This window comes from Kribbella sp. VKM Ac-2571 (assembly GCF_004362255.1).
Classification (GTDB): Bacteria; Actinomycetota; Actinomycetes; order Propionibacteriales; family Kribbellaceae; genus Kribbella; species Kribbella pratensis.
On the sequence record NZ_SNWS01000021.1, the window covers coordinates 1 to 18583 of the forward strand.

14 protein-coding genes and 2 pseudogenes are annotated in these 18583 nt (G+C 69.2%); 2 read left to right on the forward strand and 14 right to left on the reverse strand.

The genetic code is table 11. The features are described from left to right. Positions 1-693, forward strand: a pseudogene (locus tag EV651_RS34890) (transposase); the annotation flags it as partial. A gap of 126 nt (positions 694-819) precedes the next feature. Here the strand turns inward: EV651_RS34890 and EV651_RS34895 are convergent. Next, positions 820-1833, reverse strand: coding sequence for a lactonase family protein (locus tag EV651_RS34895; protein WP_133789532.1), 1014 nt, complete (start codon positions 1831-1833; stop codon positions 820-822). A 237-nt stretch (positions 1834-2070) separates the two neighbouring features. Here EV651_RS34895 and EV651_RS34900 point away from each other — a divergent pair, with 237 nt between their 5' ends. Further along, positions 2071-2922 carry an arylamine N-acetyltransferase gene (locus EV651_RS34900; protein WP_166658888.1) on the forward strand — a complete coding sequence of 284 codons (852 nt, stop codon included), beginning with the start codon at positions 2071-2073 and terminating at the stop codon, positions 2920-2922. Here EV651_RS34900 and EV651_RS34905 read toward each other — a convergent pair. The 13 genes and pseudogenes from EV651_RS34905 to EV651_RS34965 form a co-directional block, all read right to left on the reverse strand. Next, positions 2909-3367 carry a hypothetical protein gene (locus EV651_RS34905; protein WP_133789534.1) on the reverse strand — a complete coding sequence of 153 codons (459 nt, stop codon included), beginning with the start codon at positions 3365-3367 and terminating at the stop codon, positions 2909-2911. The genes EV651_RS34900 and EV651_RS34905 overlap by 14 nt on opposite strands. Before the next feature lie 54 nt (positions 3368-3421). Continuing rightward, complete coding sequence (locus EV651_RS34910) at positions 3422-4873, reverse strand: NADH-quinone oxidoreductase subunit N (RefSeq protein WP_133789535.1); 1452 nt, start codon at positions 4871-4873, stop codon at positions 3422-3424. Then, positions 4870-6372 (reverse strand): NuoM family protein, encoded by a 1503-nt coding sequence (locus tag EV651_RS34915; RefSeq protein ID WP_133789536.1) that lies wholly within the window; start codon positions 6370-6372, stop codon positions 4870-4872. The genes EV651_RS34910 and EV651_RS34915 overlap by 4 nt, the downstream gene beginning before the upstream one ends. Continuing rightward, a complete protein-coding gene (locus EV651_RS34920) occupies positions 6369-8132 on the reverse strand; it encodes an NADH-quinone oxidoreductase subunit L (protein WP_133789537.1) in 1764 nt (587 codons plus the stop codon). The genes EV651_RS34915 and EV651_RS34920 overlap by 4 nt, the downstream gene beginning before the upstream one ends. Beyond that, a complete protein-coding gene (nuoK, locus tag EV651_RS34925; protein WP_130384764.1) occupies positions 8129-8437 on the reverse strand; it encodes an NADH-quinone oxidoreductase subunit NuoK in 309 nt (102 codons plus the stop codon). Before nuoK ends, EV651_RS34920 begins: the two co-directional genes overlap by 4 nt. A gap of 4 nt (positions 8438-8441) precedes the next feature. Continuing rightward, complete coding sequence (locus EV651_RS34930) at positions 8442-8936, reverse strand: NADH-quinone oxidoreductase subunit J (RefSeq protein ID WP_133789538.1); 495 nt, start codon at positions 8934-8936, stop codon at positions 8442-8444. Between the two features lie 194 nt (positions 8937-9130). Beyond that, positions 9131-9322: pseudogene (locus tag EV651_RS42715) on the reverse strand (4Fe-4S binding protein); the annotation flags it as partial. Positions 9323-9527: 205 nt separating this feature from the next. After that, positions 9528-10280, reverse strand: a complete 753-nt coding sequence (locus EV651_RS34940; protein ID WP_238157389.1) for a methylenetetrahydrofolate reductase — start codon at positions 10278-10280, stop codon at positions 9528-9530. 38 nt (positions 10281-10318) lie between these two features. Beyond that, a complete protein-coding gene (locus tag EV651_RS34945) occupies positions 10319-11515 on the reverse strand; it encodes an RNA polymerase sigma factor (RefSeq protein ID WP_133789541.1) in 1197 nt (398 codons plus the stop codon). Continuing rightward, positions 11512-11853, reverse strand: a complete 342-nt coding sequence (locus EV651_RS34950) for a YciI family protein (protein ID WP_133789542.1) — start codon at positions 11851-11853, stop codon at positions 11512-11514. The genes EV651_RS34945 and EV651_RS34950 overlap by 4 nt, the downstream gene beginning before the upstream one ends. Before the next feature lie 35 nt (positions 11854-11888). Next, a complete protein-coding gene (locus tag EV651_RS34955) occupies positions 11889-12842 on the reverse strand; it encodes a hypothetical protein (protein ID WP_133789543.1) in 954 nt (317 codons plus the stop codon). Next, positions 12839-17488: an ATP-binding cassette domain-containing protein gene (locus EV651_RS34960; protein ID WP_133789544.1), complete on the reverse strand. Its 4650-nt coding sequence runs from the start codon at positions 17486-17488 to the stop codon at positions 12839-12841. The genes EV651_RS34955 and EV651_RS34960 overlap by 4 nt, the downstream gene beginning before the upstream one ends. Before the next feature lie 3 nt (positions 17489-17491). Then, on the reverse strand, positions 17492-18568 hold the full coding sequence (locus EV651_RS34965) for a phosphotransferase enzyme family protein (protein WP_166658889.1): 1077 nt from the start codon (positions 18566-18568) through the stop codon (positions 17492-17494). Positions 18569-18583: the final 15 nt, after the last annotated feature.

Here is an 18583-nt window from a genome sequence, read left to right on the forward strand (position 1 = left end):
CAGACGATGCGAGACGCGGACGCGGTCGTGCGTAACGCACGCAGGGCGCTGCGCCGGGCCACCGGGCCGTCGGGTCAGGCGAAGGGCCGGCTGCACCGCGCGCTGGACGAGCTGGACACGACACTGGAACGCACCCGCCGGGTGGTCGCGCAGACCCGGACCCGGCTGGGCGGCCAGGTGCCGGACAGCGCGACTCGGCTGGTCAGCCTGCACGATCCCGATGCCCGGCCGATCCGCAAGGGCCGGCTGGGCAAGCCGGTCGAGTTTGGCTACAAGGCGCAGGTCGTGGACAACGCCGACGGGGTGATCCTCGACCACAATGTCGAGATCGGAAACCCCGCGGACGCACCGCAACTGGCTCCGGCGATCGAACGGATCACCCGCCGCACCGGGCGCCCACCGCGCGCGGTCACCGCCGACCGGGGCTACGGCGAAGCGAGCGTCGAACGCGACCTGCACGATCTCGGCGTGCGCAGCGTCGCGATTCCCCGCAAGGGGAAACCCGGTGCCGCACGCCGCGAACTCGAGCACCGAAGAGCCTTCCGCGACAAGGTCAAATGGCGCACCGGATCCGAAGGACGGATCAACCACATCAAACGCAGCTACGGCTGGAACCGCACCGAACTCACCACCATCACCGGCGCCCGAACCTGGTGCGGATACGGCGTCTTCGCCCACAACCTCACCAAGATCGGACCCTGGCAGCGTCAGAAACCACGCCGAGGCGGACCCTGCCCACCCGATCCGGTCACCCGCACCCAAACCAAGCACCAGCCGCACCCACCCTCACGACGACCGACACTTTTCAGGTCGAAGTAGCTAGACAGGTACGACGCACACCGGCTTCGGCCAGACGGCCGGTTCGCCCACCTGGGTGAGCCGGCCGTCGGCGATGGTGAACGTGGCGATCTGGTCGGAGCGCTCGTTCGCGGCGTACAGCGTTTTCCCGTCGTTGCCGAAGGCAAGGTGCCGCGGCCAGTCCCCGCCGGAGGAGATGGTCTGCACCAGCTCGACCGACTGCCCGTCGGCGGCGGTCTCGAACACCGCGATGGTGTTGTCGCCCCGGTTCGACCCGTACAGGAACCGGCCGTCGGCGGAGATCAGCAGCTCAGCGGGGAAGTTCTCGCCGGGCGAGTCGGCCGGCCGGGTCGAGGCGGTCTGCACGACCTGCAGCTTCCCGTCGGAGTAGTTGCAGACGGTCAGCGTCGAGTCGAGCTCGTTGATCACGTACGCCGCGTCCGCCGTCGGGTGGAACACCATGTGCCGCGGGCCGGCGCCGGGGTGGACGCGCAGCTGGTCGACCTCGTGCAGCACGCCGTCCTCGCCCAGCGTCGACGAGTAGACCGTGTCGGAGCCGAGGTCGATGTCGAACACGTACGCACCGGCCGGGTCGAACGCGATCTGGTGCGCGTGCGGTCCTTCCTGGCGCTCCGCGTTCGGTCCGGTGCCGGAGCGCTGGACGAAGTACGCGCGCTCGCCGAGCGAACCGTCCTCGTTCCGGGGGTGGACGGCGACGGACCCCGACGTGTAGTTCGCCGACAGCACGAACCGGCCCGACGGGTCGATGTCCAGGTGGCACGGGTGCACGCCACCGGTCGGCTGCTGGTTGAGCGGCTCGAGCCCGCCGTCCGGCTGGATCGCGAACGCCGCGACCCGGCCGTTGTCCTCCTCATCGCATGCGTAGAGGAACCGCCCGTCCGCGGAAATGACCAGGAACGACGGGTCGGCGATGGTCGCCACCGTCTTGATCCCGTCCAGCGGACCGAACGCGATCCCGTCCCCGCCACCGGCCTGACTGGTATAGCTCCCGACATAGATCCGCTCAGAAGTCATGCCCCATACCCTGCCAGGTCGTGGGGCTTAGGGCACACCCCTGTCCAGACCGTAGAGCGCGGAGCCCCAGCCGAAGTCGGGACGACGAGTTGCCATCCCAACCGCCGGTACAGGCGCGGTGCCGGACGGTCGTCTCCGTCATCGAACGAGGCGGCGAACACGTGCCCGAGCTCGTCGGCGATGGCGAGAGCGGTAACTCGGTCGAGGACGGTGATCACCTCGCTTAGCCTAAGGCGCATGGACACCAAGGCGCTGCTGCAGCGAATCGGAATCGACCGGTACGACGGTCCGCCGCGGCTGGAGGCGTTGTCGCAGTTGCACGCCGCGTACGTGGACCAGGTGCCGTACGAAACGGTGCAGTACCAACTCGCGCCGGGCGGTCCGTTCGAGCCGGAGGACGTGGCGAAGCGGATCATCGCGCGGGAGACCGGCGGGTACTGCTTCCAGCTGAACGGCACGTTCGCGCTCCTGCTGACCGAGCTCGGGTACCGCGTTCAGATGCACCGTGGCGGCGTACAGACCGTCAACCACCCCGGCGACATCGACGGCAGCCACATGGTGCTGACCGTCAGCGGACTGGTCGAGGACCCCGAGCGCCAGTGGCTCGTCGACGCCGGCCTCGGCGACGGGCTGCGTTACCCGATGCCGCTGGAGCCAGGCGAGATGGAGCAGTACCCGTTCACGTTGCGGCTCCGCCCGTCCGAGAAGACCGACGGCTGGCGGCTCGACCACGATCCGCGCGCGAGCCTGATCGGCATGGACTTCGAGTCGGCCCCGGTCACCATCGACGCGTTCGCAGCCCGGCATGCAGCGCTTTCCGCGGACCCCGAGTCCCCCTTCGTGCGGCTGGCATCCGCGTTCCGCCGTACGCCGGAATCCGTTGTCGTACTGCGTTCCGTCGGCCTGAGCGAAACGTTTTCCGACCGCGTCGACAGCACGCTGCTCGAGAACCCCACGGACTACTTCACTGCGCTCGCGGACGTTTTCCGGCTGCCGCTCCCCCACTACTCCGCCGCCGACCGCGACACCCTCTGGCGCCGCGTCTGGGCCCAGTACGAGGACTTCCAGGCGCGGGCTACCGCGTCGTAAAGCTCACGATGACGGCGTCGCCTTCGGCGTACGTCAGGGTGGCGATGTGAAGCGGGCCGTCCTGGTCGCTCCAGCTGACCGCAGCGAGGCCGCCGGCCACGCCTCCGGCACTGCCGCCGCCGCTGCGGCTGACGTCGGTGCCGCTCCTGCTCAGGGAGATGTAGCCCTTCGAGTCGGTGAGCTTGAGCGTGCCGTCCGCCACCGTCGCCGTGAACTTTGCCCCCTTCAGGTTGATGACGGCCTTCTTGCGGATCATCACCTCACAGACGCCGTCGACACACGCCTGGTAGTTCTGCCCGTCCTTGGCCGCGGGCACGGCTGCGCTGGTCGGCGTACCGGCGGGCGTACCCGACTGTGAACTCGGCGGTGTCTCGCTCTTGCCGGACCCGCCGCAGGCGACCAACGTGAACATCAGAAGCAGCCCGGCGATTCCTCGTGTGATCACCCGCCAGAGGCTATCGAGCGAAGCGACGACCGCCCCGGCTGTGACCGGAACCTGTCAGGTCGCCAGCGCGAACATGATGCTCGGCAGGACGGAGAGTACGGCGGCTACCGCGGTGCAGAGGGAGATCATCGTGACAGCCGGGGTTTCGATGTCGACCGAGAACGGGGCGTCGGCGGGGAGGCGGAAGAGTTCCGCGATCCAGCGGAGGTAGACGGCGAGGCCGATCATGACATTGAGGGCCATGACGATCGCGAGCCAGCCGAGGTGGCCGTCGATGACGGCCTGGAACGCGGCGAACTTGGTGAACAGGCCCGCGAGACCCGGCGGGAGGCCGGCCAGCACGACGAGGAAGAAGATGAGTGCCGCAGCCAGGCCGGGCTCGGAGCGGACCATGCCGCGGTAGTCGGTCAGCAGACCAGCAGGGCGATGACGCTGGACGACGGCGACCGCCCCGAAGGCGCCGAGCGTGACCACGACGTACGCCGCGAGGTACCCGACAACGGCCTGCGCGTTGTCCACGGCCAACGGCGCGAGCAGGAAGCCGATCTGGCCGATCGAGGACCAGGCCAGCAGCCGGACCGCCTCGACCTGACGCAGCGCTGCCAGGTTGCCGACCGTCATCGTGACCGCCGCCAGGATCGCGATCACCGTCCGCAGTTGCGAGCCGTCCGGCGCGATCCCGGACGTCACCAGCACGAGCAGCCCGGCCACACCGGCCGACTTCGATACGACCGCGAGGAACGTGGTCACCTCGACCGGCGCGCCGACGTACGTGTCCGGCAGCCATGCGTGGAACGGCACCGCCGCGATCTTGAACCCGAAGCCGACGATCACGAACAGCCCGGCTGCGAACGCGACCCGCGCGAGATCCGGATCCAGCCCGTTCAGCCGGTTCGCGATCGTGGACAGGTACAGCGACCCGGTCACGCCGTACAGGTAGGAAATCCCGAAGAGCATGACGGCCGTCGACAGCACCGACACCAGGAACGCCTTCATCGCGCCCTCGGAGCCACGCCGGTCCCGCCGCAGCGCAACCATCGCGAAGCTGGGCAGCGACACCACCTCGAGCGCGATGACCAGCGTCGCCAGATCCCGCGCACCCGCCAGCACCGTCGCACCGGTGAGCGCGCTCAGCAGCAGGAAGTGGTACTCCCCGATCGGCACGTCCGCTGCCAGCAAGCGGTACGCCGACAGTCCGACGACGCCGAGTCCGCCGATGAGCAGCACCGCCCACAACCCGGCCGTCAACGGTTCGAAGACCAGGCTGCACTGTGCCGGCCCCTCAACCGCGGGCCGGCAGAACGCGGGCATGAAGTCGTCCCGACGGGCCCACACGAACACGAGCCCGAACAGGATCACCACGCTGGTCAGCACCGTGACCACGGTGTGGCGGAGCTCGGCCGAGGCACTCTTCCAGAAGCTGTCGACCAGCAGCACGGCAACGGCGCCGATCGCCAGCACCAGCGGTACGGCGATTGCCTGCCAGTCGGTCCAGGTCAGGGTCATAGGGCAACCCACTGTTGCAGAAGGAGGCCGGGCCAGACGCCGAGTAGCACGGTCAGCGTGATCAGCGGGGCCCAGGTGACCAGCTCGATGCGGCTGAGGTCGACCGCGAACGCGGCCGGCGGGTTCTCGGCCGGATCGCCCTGGCACAGGTTGCGGACCAGGCGCAGGAAATACGCGGCAGTGAGCACCGTTCCGAGTCCGGCGATCACCATGAACACCAGGAACGTTGTCCGCGGCAACCACGGCGCCGGGTGGTACGCACCGAGCAGGACCAGCATCTCGCCCCAGAACCCGGCCAGCCCCGGCAACCCGAGCGACGCGAGACACGCGAACGTCAGCAGTGCGGCGATCCGCGGCAACCGTGCGTACAGCGCCCGCCCGATCGTCCGCAGGTCGCTGGTGTCGTGACGGTCCTTGATGGCACCGGCCAGGAAGAACAGCAGCCCGGTGATCAGCCCGTGCGCGATGTTCGCGAACAACGCGCCGCGCAGACCGGCCGGCGACAGCGTCGAGATCCCGAGTCCGACGAATCCCATGTGCCCGACGCTCGAGTACGCGATCAGCCGCTTCACGTCGGTCTGCGCCAGGCAGGCCAGTGAACCCGCGACGATCGCGACCGTCGAGAACGCCCCGAGGTACGGCGCGATCGTCGCCGTCGCGTCCGGCAGCACCGGCACCAGGATCCGGATCATGCCGTACGTCCCCAGCTTCAGCAGTACGCCGGCCAGCAGCACCGAGCCGACCGTCGGCGCCTTCGCGTGCGCGTCCGGCAGCCAGATGTGCAGCGGCCAGAGCGGCACCTTCACCGCCAGCCCGATCGCGATCAGCAGCGCCGCGACCAACGGGATTCCGTGTCCGCCGGCCACCGGCGACCGGGTCAGCTCGACGATGTCCAACGTCCCCGCCACCCGCTGTACCAGCAGGAAACCGAGCAGCATCAACGCGGAACCGAACACGGTCATCAGTACGAAAGTGTTCGCGGCGCGTTTCCGTCCGACCGGGTCGTGGTGGTCGCCCCAGATGTCGATGACCAGCCACATCGGGATCAGCACGATCTCGAAGCAGACGAAGAACAGCACCAGGTCCAGCGCGGAAAACGTTCCGATCACGCCGGTCTCGATCACCAGCAGCAGCGCGATCAGGGAACGGGTCCGGCCGATCCGCGGCGTGATCTTCAGCGAGTACAGGCAGCACAGGAAGGTCAGCAGCGCGGTGAGCACGATCAGCGGCACCGAGATCGAGTCGACCCCGAGATGGAACCGGACGCCGAGCGACGGGATCCACGCAGTGTCGATCTCGGCCAGGGGCCCGTCCTGCGGCGCGTACGCGACCCAGCCCTCGGTCCGCGGCCAGAGCAGCACCGACCCGATCAGCACCAGCCCGGAAATCACCGATCCGTACGCCGCCGCCAGCCGGTCCCCGATCGCCGCCGGGATCGACCACAGCGCGCCCGCGGCCAGGAGCGGCAGCACCAGGATCGCCAGCAGGACGGCGTTCACGAGCCGATCACCCCCGCCAGCACAGCCAGGGCGACAACGCCGATGACGGCCGCGGTGAGATAGGTCTGCACGTTCCCGGTCTGCAGCCGCCGGAACCCTTGTGAGGCCAGCGTCCCCGTCCGGCCGACCGCGCGGACATAAGCCCCGATGACATCGCGATCCCCCGCCACGGTCAGTTTCGCCAGCCACCGCACGGGGACGACGACCAGACCGTGGTACGCCGGGTCAGCGCCGAACTCACGCTCCAGCAGGAGCGGCCGCGGATCCGCCCCACGCCGCCACAGCGAGTACGCCGGGATCGCGCCGAGGAGCACGAGCGCGGTCGAGATCAGCCCGATCACCCAGTTGAGATGCACGCCGTCGGCGTACCCGAGCGCGATCGCGGCGACCGCCAGCAGAACGAGCGGCGCCAGCATCACCCAGGGCGCGTCGCGCAGCTTGGAAGTGTCGGGCTCGTCGAGGTCGGCCGCCGCGTCGCCGTCCTCGAACGCGCCGATGCCGCCGGCGAGCGCCGGCGTACGGAAGAAGGTCCACAGCCACAGCCGCACGCAGTAGAACGCGGTCAACGCCGCCGTCAGGCAGACCGAGACCAGCACGAGCCACCCGACGACCGACCCGTCGCGCGCCTTCTCCCAGGCAGCTTCGATCACCGTGTCCTTGGAGAAGAACCCGGCGAACCCGGGGACGCCGGCCAGCGCCGCCAGACCGACCGTCATCGTCAGGAACGTGACCTGCAGCGCTTTCCGCAACTTTCCGCGGCGCGTGTACCGGCGCAGGACGACGAGGGCCGCGCTGCCGACCTGGTGCAGGAGTACGCCGGCGCAGAGGAAAAGCAGGCCCTTGAACGCGGCATGCGTGACCAGGTGGAAGAGCGCCGCGTGCCGGCCGTCCGCCGTACCGAGGGACAAGGCGGAGAACATGATCGCCAGCTGGCTCACGGTCGACCAGGCGAGGACCCGCTTCACCTCGACCGCCGCGGACGCGCAGAGAGCGGCGAACAGCATCGTCACACACGCGACGATCGCCAGCACCGTCAGCGTCGTCCCCGACGCGGAGAACACCGGGTAGAGACGGGCGATCAGGAAGACGCCGGCGGCAACCATCGTGGCCGCGTGGATCAGGGCGCTGACCGGGCTCGGGCCCGGCATCGCGTCCGGGAGCCAGGTCTGCAGCGGCACCTGTGCCGATTTCCCGACCACACCGACCAGGAGCAGCAGCGTCCCGGTCGTGAGCACCCCGGGGGAAATCCGCGCCGGATCGATTTCGGAAATCCGGAAAGTGTGCGCACCGAGGCCGAGCACGAAGATTCCGAACAGGAATCCGACATCGGCGAACCGCGTCATCAGGAACGCCTTCACCGCGCCCGAGCGGGCATCACGGCGTTCCCAGTAGTGGCCGATCAGCAGGTACGAGCAGGCGCCCATCACTTCCCAGCCGATGAGCAGGAAGAACAGGCTGTCCGAGACCACCACGGTCACCATCGCCGCGGTGAACAAGGTGACCAGAGCGTGGTACGACGCCGCGCGCTGATGCAGGTATCCGAGTGAGTAGACCTGGACGCACGTCGCGATCACGCCGACGACCGCGAGCAGCAGGACGGTCAGGTCGTCGGTGCGGACCGCGAAGCCGATGGTCAGGTCGCCGACCTGGGAGTTCATGAACGCGTACTGGTCCGGGGTGGCGCCGTACAGGAGCGCGGCGATCAGGAGGATCAGCAGCGAGAAGCCGACGCCGGCCACCCGCCAGACGGTGGCGATCACGACGCCTCCTCCAGGTCGCGGGCCGCATCGGCGTCGACATGGCCGTGACCGCGGAACAGCAGCAGGACGATCGCGAGGCCGAGCCCGATCTCCGCGGCGGCCAGCGTGATCACGAAGATCGCGAGCGTCTGACCGGTGGCTTCGTCCACGCGCCACGCGTCGAAGGCGACCAGGTTCAGGTTCACGGCGTTCAGCATCAGCTCGAACGACATCAGCATCGTGATCACGTTCCGGCGCGCGAGCACGCCGTACACGCCGATGCAGAACAGGACCACGGCCAGCAGCAGCGGGAGGACCAACGGCATTTCGTCAGTCCTCCTTCTTCCGTTGGGACAGGGCGATCGCGCCGATCAGTGCCGCCAGCAGCAGCACCGAGAGGACCTCGAACGGGAGCACCCAGTTCTTGAAGATCTGCGTACCCACGGTCTTCGCGGATCCGTCGGTCACCGGCTTGATCTTCTCGTTGCCGAAGGCAAGCACAACACCGGCGCCGAGGATCAGCGCGAGCACCGCGGCGAGACCGGCCGCGAACGAGCTCCGGCCGGTGGTGAGCTCGGGCAGCGGCTTCATCGGCGCCTTGGTCAGCATCAGCGCGAACAGCACGAGAACGACGATCGCGCCGACGTACACCAGGATCTGGACCAGCGCGACGAACTCCGCCTGCAACGCACCGAAGCAGCCGGCGACCGCGCCGAGCGCGAGCACCAGCCAGAGCGCGGCGTGCACGATCCGGCGGGACACCACCACGACAACGGCGGCCACCACCGCCACCGCCCCCGCGACGGAGAACAGAGCAGTGGTCACGCTTCGTCCTCGGAAGCCTGTGGAGAGTCGGAGGCTCCGGACGCCTCGGACGCCGCCGGACCAGGGTCGATGGGCTGCGCCGCCGGACCGGGGTCGATGGGCTGCGGCGCGGGGACCGTCCACATCCAGTCGCGGAGCCGGTCCTTCTCGTGGGTCAGGTTCCGGATGTCGGTCTCGGCGTACTCGAACTCCGGCGACCAGAACAGCGCGTCGAACGGGCAGGCCTCGATGCAGATCCCGCAGTACATGCAGAGGCTGAAGTCGATCGCGAACCGGTCCAGCACGTTCCGGCTGCGCTCGCGGGCCTGCTCACCGACCGACGGCGCGGTCTCGGTGTGCGAGTCGATGTAGATGCACCAGCTCGGGCACTCGCGGGCGCACAGCATGCAGGAGGTGCAGTTCTCCTCCAGCAGCGCGATCACGCCACGGCTGCGCGGCGGCAACTCCGGCTGGACGTCCGGGTACTGCTCGGTGACGGAACGACGGGCCAGGGTCCTCGCGGTGACCTTCAACCCCTCGACCAGGCCCTTGCCAGGCAGTCCCACGCTCCACCTCCCGTCTCTTAGCAGGACATTAGCCGATCCGCGCGTCCTACAGCTCGCGTTCCAGGCGGGCCGCGACCTGGCGGTACCGGCTGACCGGTATCAGATGAACACCCTCGAAGGCCCCGGAGTCACGGATCTTCAGGATCTGCTCGCAGGCGTGGTCCACGCCGGCGTCCCGGTCCCGCTCCACCGCCTCGATCAGCTCGGCCGGGATGTTGAGCTGCGGCAGCCCGGCGAGGTTGCGGGCCATCTGGGCGGAGGCGAGCACCATCACTCCGGCGTACACCGGGATGTCGAGCTCGACCGATTCGCGCCAGCGGAGCAGCTCGTCGAGGTCGTAGCTGACCTGGACGTACAGGAAGTCGGCCTCGGCCTTCCACTTCGGCACCGGCCGGAGACGGGTGGCGGCCCCGACCTTGAACGGGTCACAGCCCGGGTACGTCGTCTCGCGGGTCTGCTCGATCATCCGCCGTACCGTCAACTGACTCGTGCGGGCGCCCTCCGCCGGGTCGTCCCCGTGCACGAACAGAAAACGCTGGACGCCGTACGCCGCCGCGGTCAGCAGGTCCCGCCGGAAACCGAGCAGATTCCGATCACGCGAGTTGAGGCAGGCGATCCCCTGCGCGCCCATCAGCTGCACTTCGTTGGCCACCGCAACACTCGAGACGGTCGCCCGCCCGATGTGGTTGTCCGGGATCAGGAACGCGTCGGCGATCGGACTCATCACCCCGATCTGATGCCGCACCTTCTTCAGATCCGGCCGCGTCGGCGGCTCCACCTCACAGATCAGCTCGAACACCCTCCGGACCCTACAGAAGGTCGGCAGACCGGGGTGGGCTATCTCATCCGCGTTCGGAGGAAATCCTGCTCGGCCTGGTTCGGGGTGCGCTCGAGGGCGGACTGGTAGGCGGCCTGGGCCTCGGGGATGCGGTCGAGCCGGGTCAGCAGGTCGGCTCGGATGGCGTGGAAGAGGTAATAGGTGTCGAGCGACAGGGCGTCGACGAGGGCGAGGGCGGCGGCGGGGCCTTGGACCTCGGCTACGGCGACGGCTCGGTTGAGGGCAACGACCGGCGTGGGTTCCAGCGTGAGGAGGTGGTCATAGAGCTGAAGGATCTGGCGCCAATCGGTGGCGTCGGGGGTTGCGGCGTCAGCATGGACGGCGTTGATAGCGGCCTGCAGCTGGTAGGGGCCGGGTTTGTTGCGGCGCAGGCATCGGCGGACGAGCGCCTGGCCTTCCTGCAGCAACGCGCGGTCCCACAAGTCGCGATTCTGGTCGCTGAGGCGGACGAGGGTGCCGTCGGACGCGACACGGGCCGGGCGACGGGATTGCTGGAGGAGCATCAGCGCGAGCAGGCCGACGGCTTCAGGCTCGTCCGGCATCAGCTCGACCAACAGCCGACCCAGCCTGAGAGCCTCGGTGGCGAGTTCGTCGCGGACCAGGGTTTCGCCGGACGAGGCGGCGTACCCTTCGTTGAAAATCAGGTAGACGACGGCGAGTACGCCGCGGACGCGCTCGGGCAGATCGGCCTCGTACGGGACGCGGTACGGGATGCCCGCGGTACGGATCTTGGCCTTGGCGCGGACCAGTCGTTGCGCCATCGTCGGCTCGGGCACCAGGAACGCGCGGGCGATCTCGGCCGTGGTGAGGCCGCCGAGCATCCGCAGGGTGAGCGCGACCCGGACGTTCAGCGCCAGCGCCGGATGGCAACACGTGAAGATCAGCCGGAGACGGTCGTCCCGCACGACGCCCTCCTCCACTGGCTCGTCCTGGGCATGCAACAGCGCAGCCCCGGCCTGCTTGTCCGGCCGCACCGATTCCCGGCGCAGGCGGTCGATCGCGCGGTTCCGCGCGGTCGTGATGATCCATCCGGCCGGGCTCGGCGGTACACCGTTTTCCGGCCATTTCTCGACCGCCGCGGCGAAGGCGTCCTGGACTGCGTCTTCGGCGATCTCGAGGTCACCGAAGACGCGCGTCAGTACGGCCACCGCCCGCCCGTGCTCGGCCCGGAAAATCGCGGCGATGTCAGGGGTCACGACTGCGAAGGCCTCACCTCGACGGGCAGGCCGAGGATCTTGGTGAGCCGGCGGGCCCAGTGCAGCGCGGCGTCGAGATCCTCGACCCGGATGACGATGAAGCCGCCCAGGTGTTCCTTGCCCTCGGTGAAGGGTCCGTCGGTGACGAGGATGTCGTCGCCGGACGCCTTCACGACGGTGGCGGTGTCCGGCGGGTGCATCCCGGCGTCGAACACCCAGACGCCGGCCGCCCGCAGCTCCGCGTTCAGGACCTCGAGGTCGCGCATGATCGGGTCCAGGATCTCGGGCTCGGGAGCCGGACCATCGGGCTGGTAGATGCTGAGCACGTACTGGTTCATCGTTTGCCTCCTTCTCGCCCTCTACACGAACAGCCTCAGCCCGGATCGACAGGCAGCGACACCCCACTTATTCGGCGCAGGGTGGATTCGAGGTCGAACGTCAGCCAGCGGGAGAGTTGGGGGTGGGTGGGGTGCTGCCAGAGGCCGTAGGGGCCTCGGCGGGATTCAAGCCAGGTGACCAGGGCTTGCACTCGGCGGTCGTCGGTGGAGGTGCCGCAGCGGGAGGCGAGGTCGAGGACGAAGGCGGGATCGGCGGTGACGTAGAAGGTGACCTGTCCCATCGCGCGTTCGAGGCCGACGAGGCGGGAGACTTCCCAGCCGAGGCCCGACTCGTCGCGGGTCTCACGGGCGAGGAGGTGGTCGACGCCGATGCGAGCTGCGTCGGACCGGTTGCGCTGAGGGTGCAGTGCGAGGCACGCCACCGCACCAGTTGTCGCCGATCGGCAACCGTCGCCGCGGGTGAGTCGCCGGTAGTCCTTCTCTGGCGGCGCAGGCCGTCCCGGACCACCGAGGTCGGCTTTGGGTCCTGAGGGCCACGAGCCGTCGTGGAATCGCTCGCGCAGAAGCCATTCGTATGCGCGTTCAGCGCGAGGATCGGTGGCGAACCCGGCTGCGGCGATGCCCCGCAACGGTACGACGGTCTGCATGGTGACGAACCGCGGTCCATCCGATGGTTTGCCAGCGGACCGGTCGTCGAGCCGCAGCGACCACGAGCCGTCCGGCTGCTGCTGGGAGAAGATCGCGTCGACGGCAGCGGCAAGCTCGGGGCCGCGGTAGCCGAGGTACACGAGTTGGCAGAGCAGGTACCCGGCGTCTTGAGGCCGCTCAGCCGCCGCGAGCCGCCCGAGGAGTGATCGTACGGCGTGGCTCGCTGCGATCTCGCCCTGCCAGGCCTTGACGTCGTCATCGTCATCGGTGGCGCCTTCGAGCTCGACAGCCGCGCGCCACCGCAGCGACGGCGACGGGTCTCCGAGCAGGAGCGTGTTCATGGCAATACCGCCCGTACGAACGGCGCCGTTGCCGTCTCGGCTTCGGCCAGCTCTTTGGGTGCACCCTCGAAGACGATCCTTCCGCCGTGAGGTCCACCGCCCGGGCCGAGTTCGATCAGCCAGTCGCAGGTGCCGAGCACCATCGGGTCGTGCTCCACCACCAGGACGGTGTTGCCTGCGTCAACGATCGCGTCGAGCGCGCACAGGAGTACGGCGACGTCGGTGGCCTGCAGGCCGACCGTGGGCTCATCGAGTACGTAGAGGCTGCCGGCCTTGGACGGACGGGCGAGCTCCTTGGCGAGTTTGAGTCGCTGCGCTTCACCGCCGGAGAGACTCCAACCAGGTTGGCGAACGACGAGGTAGCCGAGGCCTAGCGCGAGGGCCGCGTCGCCGACGCGACGTACGGCGTCGATGTCGCCCCACTCGTCGACCAGCTCACCGATGGTCAACGCTTCGATGTCAGCGAGCGTTCGGTCCCGCTCGCGGAGGGCGGCGACCTCGCGGCGGTAGCCGGAACCGCCGCAGGCGTCGCAGGTCTGGGTCACCGATGGCAGGAACGACATGCTCTGTTGCCAGGTTCCTTTCCCGCCGCACGCGTCGCAGCCGTAGCGGAGGTCCTTCATCGTCATGCCCTGCTCACGGGCCGCGTCGCTCGCGGCGAACGACCTGCGGACCGCGGTGACGAGCCCGAGGAAGCTGCCGGGAAACGTGATCTCCGCGCGGCTCTGGTCGGCGACGATCGTCCGCGCGGGAGCACCCGAAATAGCCTGGTGAACCCCAGGTTCGATGCGGACGAGGCCGCCGCCGGAGACATTGGTCATCGGTCGCGCCAGCCCGGGCGCGATCGTGTCGACGACGAGCGAGGATTTCCCCGACCCGGACACACCACACACGCCGACCCGCACGCCGAGCGGGAAGCGTACGTCGAGGCCGCGCAGGTTGTTCTCCCGCGCTCCCGTGACCTGCATCCAATCGGTCGGCACGCGGCGGTCACGCTGCGGGATCGCGATCCGTCCGTCGCGCACCGCACGGGTGACCGACTCGGCGCTGTCGAGGTCGACGAGCCGACCGCCTGCTCGGCCGGGACCGGGACCGATCTCGATGACGTCGTCGGCGGTACGAATGAGGGTGGCGTCATGTTCGACGGCGATGACGGTGTTGCCGGCGTCGCGCAGCTCGCGCAGGGTGCCGGCGAGCGCGTCCACTTCGGACGGATGCAGACCTCGGGACGGTTCGTCGAGCAGGACGGTCATGCCGACGAGGCCGCCGCCGAGCACCGACGCCAGCTTGATCCGCTGCGCCTCCCCCGCGGACAGCGTCCAGGTCGTCCGGTTCATCGTGAGATAGCCGAGCCCGACGCGGCCCAGGAATCCGAGCCGGTACGACGCAACGGTACGGGCGTGGGCCGCGTGCGGATCGTCCGGCTCGTCCATCGACGCCAGTACGTCGTACAGCTCGGCAAACGTGACCGAGAACAGGTCGTTGCGGTCGCGACCCGCGATGCGAATCGCCAAGTACGGAGCGCGGAGTCGCTTGCCGCCGCACTCCCGGCACGGAAACGCCTTGGTTTCCAGGCCGCCCAGGTCGAGCCTGGCCCAGTGGTTCAGCCCCACCCAGGACGAATCGCCGTACAGGATCCCGTGCCGGACTTCGTCGCTCAGCTCCGACCACGGCGTCGTACTCGGGTCGAACTGGTACCGCTCGGCGAATGTCCGCATCACGTCGTTGCTGCCGACCACCTCAGGACGGAACCACGCCAGGCCTCCGCCGAAGCAGCGAGCGAGCGGTGCGTCGGGCTGTATGAGCGCGGCGAAATCGAACTCCCGCTCGACGCCGATTCCCAGGCACTGCGGACAGACGGACGCGGGCGACCCCATCAGGTGACGCGGCTCGATCGGCACCGCGCTCGTCGCGCAGTCTCCGCAGACCCACGCTGCTTCCGTCGTCGGCGCGGACCGGCGAACCTGGTCGCCACCGCATTCCAGGCACGACCGCACGCCGGCGCGCGCCAGGACGAGGGAGATGAGGCGGTCGAGGTCGCTCGACCGGCCAACCGTCGTACGGGCGGCATCCCAGCGCCCGGGTCCACCCGGCGGGAAGGTCGTGCCGGAGGCGTCGATGCTGATCGTCGGACCCAGCCCGGTGAGCGAGTCGACCGGCGCCTCCGGCCCTTCGCGCACCGACTGTCGCTCGTACACCGACAGGCTCTCGAGCAACCGCCGGTCGGCCTCCGCCACGAGTACGTCGCCGACCAACGACGACTTGCCCGAGCCCGAGACGCCGGTCACGACCGTGAATCGTCCCTTGGCGAACTGGACGTCGATCCCTTGCAGGTTGTGGGCCCGGGCGCCGCGCACCCGGATGACCTCACTCGAGCGCCGGTCGGCCCGCGGCTTGGCGCGGGGCGTCACCCTCGGCCGCTTCTCGGCGACGGCGGGGCCGCAGTGCTGCAGGCGTCCGCCGTCGGGGCCACCACCCGGGCCGAGCTCGATGCGCCAGTCGGCAGCGGCGATCACGTCGGCCTGGTGTTCGACGACGACCACCGTGCAGCCGTCGGCCGTCAGCTTGTCGAGCACCGTGAGGAGCCGGTCCAGGTCGCCGGGGTGAAGCCCGGTGGTGGGCTCGTCGAGCAGCACGAGATTGCCGGCCTTCGCCTTCGTCACCTCGCGGGCCAGGCGGACGCGTTGCGCTTCACCACCGGACAGACTCGGCGAGGGTTGTCCAAGCGTCACGTAGCCGAGCCCGACCTCTTGCAGGGTCTGGAGGATGCGCGTCACCGCGGGGTGCTCGGCGAACAACGCGGCGGCCTCGTCAACGCTCAACTCCAGCACGTCAGCGATGGACCGGCCCTCCCAAGTCGCCTCGAGGACCTCGGGCCGGTACCGGCGGCCTTCGCAGATCTCGCACGGCACCCAGATCGGCGCCAGCTCCCTGAGGCTGATGGCAACCGCGCCCATCCCCTCGCAGTCCGGGCACGCACCCTCGCCGCGGTTGAACGTGAACTCCGACGCGGACCGACCGGTCTGCTGCGCGAACACGTCGCGGATCCGATCGAACACCTTGGTGTACGTCGCCGGATTCGACCGCGGGTTGTTGCCCAACGGTTTCTGATCGACGGCGATCGCCCGCATCGCAGGCGCGTCAACGGTCGAACAGCCGACCGGCGCGCCGGCTCGGATCGACCCCAGCAACACGTCGCGAGCGAGCGTGGTTTTGCCTGCTCCCGAAGGGCCTGTGATGACGGTCAGCGCCCCGAGCGGGATCTCACAGTCGACAGCGCGCAGGTTGCGCAGGCCGGCGCCGGTGATGCCGATCCGTCGTTCACCGATCGCGCGGGCCGCGCGCCGTACCCGGGTCGGCGCTGAGAAGCCGCGGCCCGAGGCGGTGTCGGCGCGCCACAGTTCGGCGGGGGTCCCTTGGAAGACAAGTTCGCCACCGCCGCGGCCGCCGGCCGGGCCGATCTCGACGACATCGTCCGCCAGCGCGATCGCCGTACGGTCGTGCTCCACCATCAGGACCGGGCCCGGCAACGACGCCATTGCCTCGAGCAACGGTCTGAGGTCGGTGTGATGCAGGCCGATGGTGGGCTCGTCGAGGACGTGCAGCAGATCCTCGAGACGGCCGCCGAGGACGACCGCGAGTCGGGTCCGTTGCGCCTCCCCCCGCGACAGCGTCGGCATCGGCCTGTCGAGGGCGAGATGGCCGAGGCCTAGCGTGACCAGCGGCCGCAGTCGCCGCAGCAGCTCGTCCTGAACGCGTACGGCGCGCGGACCGATCGCCAGGTCCTCGACGAACTCGAGGACTTCACGCACCGAGCGGGCGTGCAACTCGGTCAGGGCGATCCCGGCGATGCGATGCGACGACGTGTCGATCGCGGCGTCACGGAACGCCGACGGCTCCAGCGGCCGGACCCAGTCCGAGCAGCTCGGACAGATCGGTGCTCGGAGTACCGGCGTACCACCGAGACGAACCTCGTGTGAGCCCAATCCGTCGGCACGCTCAAGGACGCCACGAACCTCTGCCGCAGACGCGCTCGTCTGCAGGGTGGCGACGCGTACGACGACATCGTGCGGGACCATCGGGTCGAGCCGAGGCACTCTGCTCTTCGCGGCCCACGGACGCCCGTCGATCGTGACCGCGGCGAACTGGCCCCTGAGGCCGGCGAGGAGTCGCGCGTGACTTCCGTTGAGCTTCCGGACGACCGCCACTTCCACCGGGAGGCGGCCCTTGGCGGCGAGCAGGTCCAGGGCGATGGCGAGCCGTTCTTCTCGCGAGACAGCGTGCACCGGTACCTGGCACCGCGGGCAGGTGACGTCCGCGAATCGCGCGTACAGAATGCGGAGGAACGGGTGCAGGCCGACCGATGTTGCGACAGTCGAGGCGGGGTTGACGTTCAGTACGTTCTGAGCGATCGCCACCGCCGGACCCAGGCCATCGATGCTCTTCACCTGCGCCGCCGGCACGCGTGTCCCCGGACGCCCCAGTCCCAGCGACTCGACGAACCGGCGCCGCGCCTCGGTGTAGACCACGTCGAACGCGAGCGACGACTTCCCTGAGCCCGACACACCGACGACCGCGGTCAGGCCGGGTCCGAACGTGACGTCGACGTCCCGCAGGTTGTGCTCCGCCGCACCCTGAACTCTCATCGCTTACTTCCGGAACGCGGCTCTGGTCGCGGCCGCGGTGGAGCGGTAGTACTCCGGTGGCTCGATGAAGGCCCATTCGTCGAACGGCACGCCGTTGGTGACCGCGCGCCGGTAGCTGAAACAGACGAGGTACAGGGTGCGGATGTACATGACCGCCCCGAGCCGATCGAGCTCCTCGGCGGTCGGCTCGACGTGGCGGCGGTACGCCTTGACGGCCGCCTCGATGCGCTCTTCATTGGTGAGTCGCGTCGGAGACCAGTCCCCAGTCCCCCAGATCAGGTAGGCGAAATCGGCGAGGCGCGGTCCGCGTCCGGACGCCTTCCAGTTGATTGCCACCGGCCCCCGATCGCCGATCACCGCATGATCGGGGGCGTGCAGGAGGTTGCCGTGCAGCAGGCCCTCGGGAAGGCCGTGACCGTCGTCGGCCGAACGGACCTGGTCCCGGAGATGTTCGAAGCGCTCGCGATCGGCCGCGGCGACCTTCGTGTCGACCGCGTCGAGAAACGCGAGGCCCGCCAGCAGGTCCTGCCGCGGCGCACCTTCACGGCTGGGGTCCTCACCACTCGCGCCACCGGCGCGGCTGACCGACTCGTCGAGGGGTAGCGCATGCAGGCGTCCGAGCAGATCGCCCATGATGGCGAACTTCTCGGCACCATCGGGGAGGTGATCACCTTCGACGAAGCGGGTCACGAGGACCGTGCTTCCGTCGAAGTCGGACACCGCGTCGTCGACCGCGAGACGCTCCGCCGGAAAATCGTGCCGCTCCAGGAATCGCAGAATCGCGGCATCGCCCTCGACGCTGGTGCGCGGACGAGCAGGAGGGAAGGCCCGCGCGATCCACGGGTCGCCGTCGTTGCGGTCGATGCGGAACACGTAGGTCTTGTGCACACTGACCTTCGTCGCTGCGACCGCGTCGATGCCGTAGCGGTTCCGGAGGTGGGCGAGCAGCCGAGCGGCCACGGGCTCGTGGTCCATGCGGGAGCCGAGCCCCTCGAGATCGGTCAGCGCCTCGGTGTAGCGCTGCCCCGTCGCCGCGGCATGGCGCCGTACGACCTTCTTGAAGTTGCTGTCCCTGGTCATGACAAGCCTCCTCCG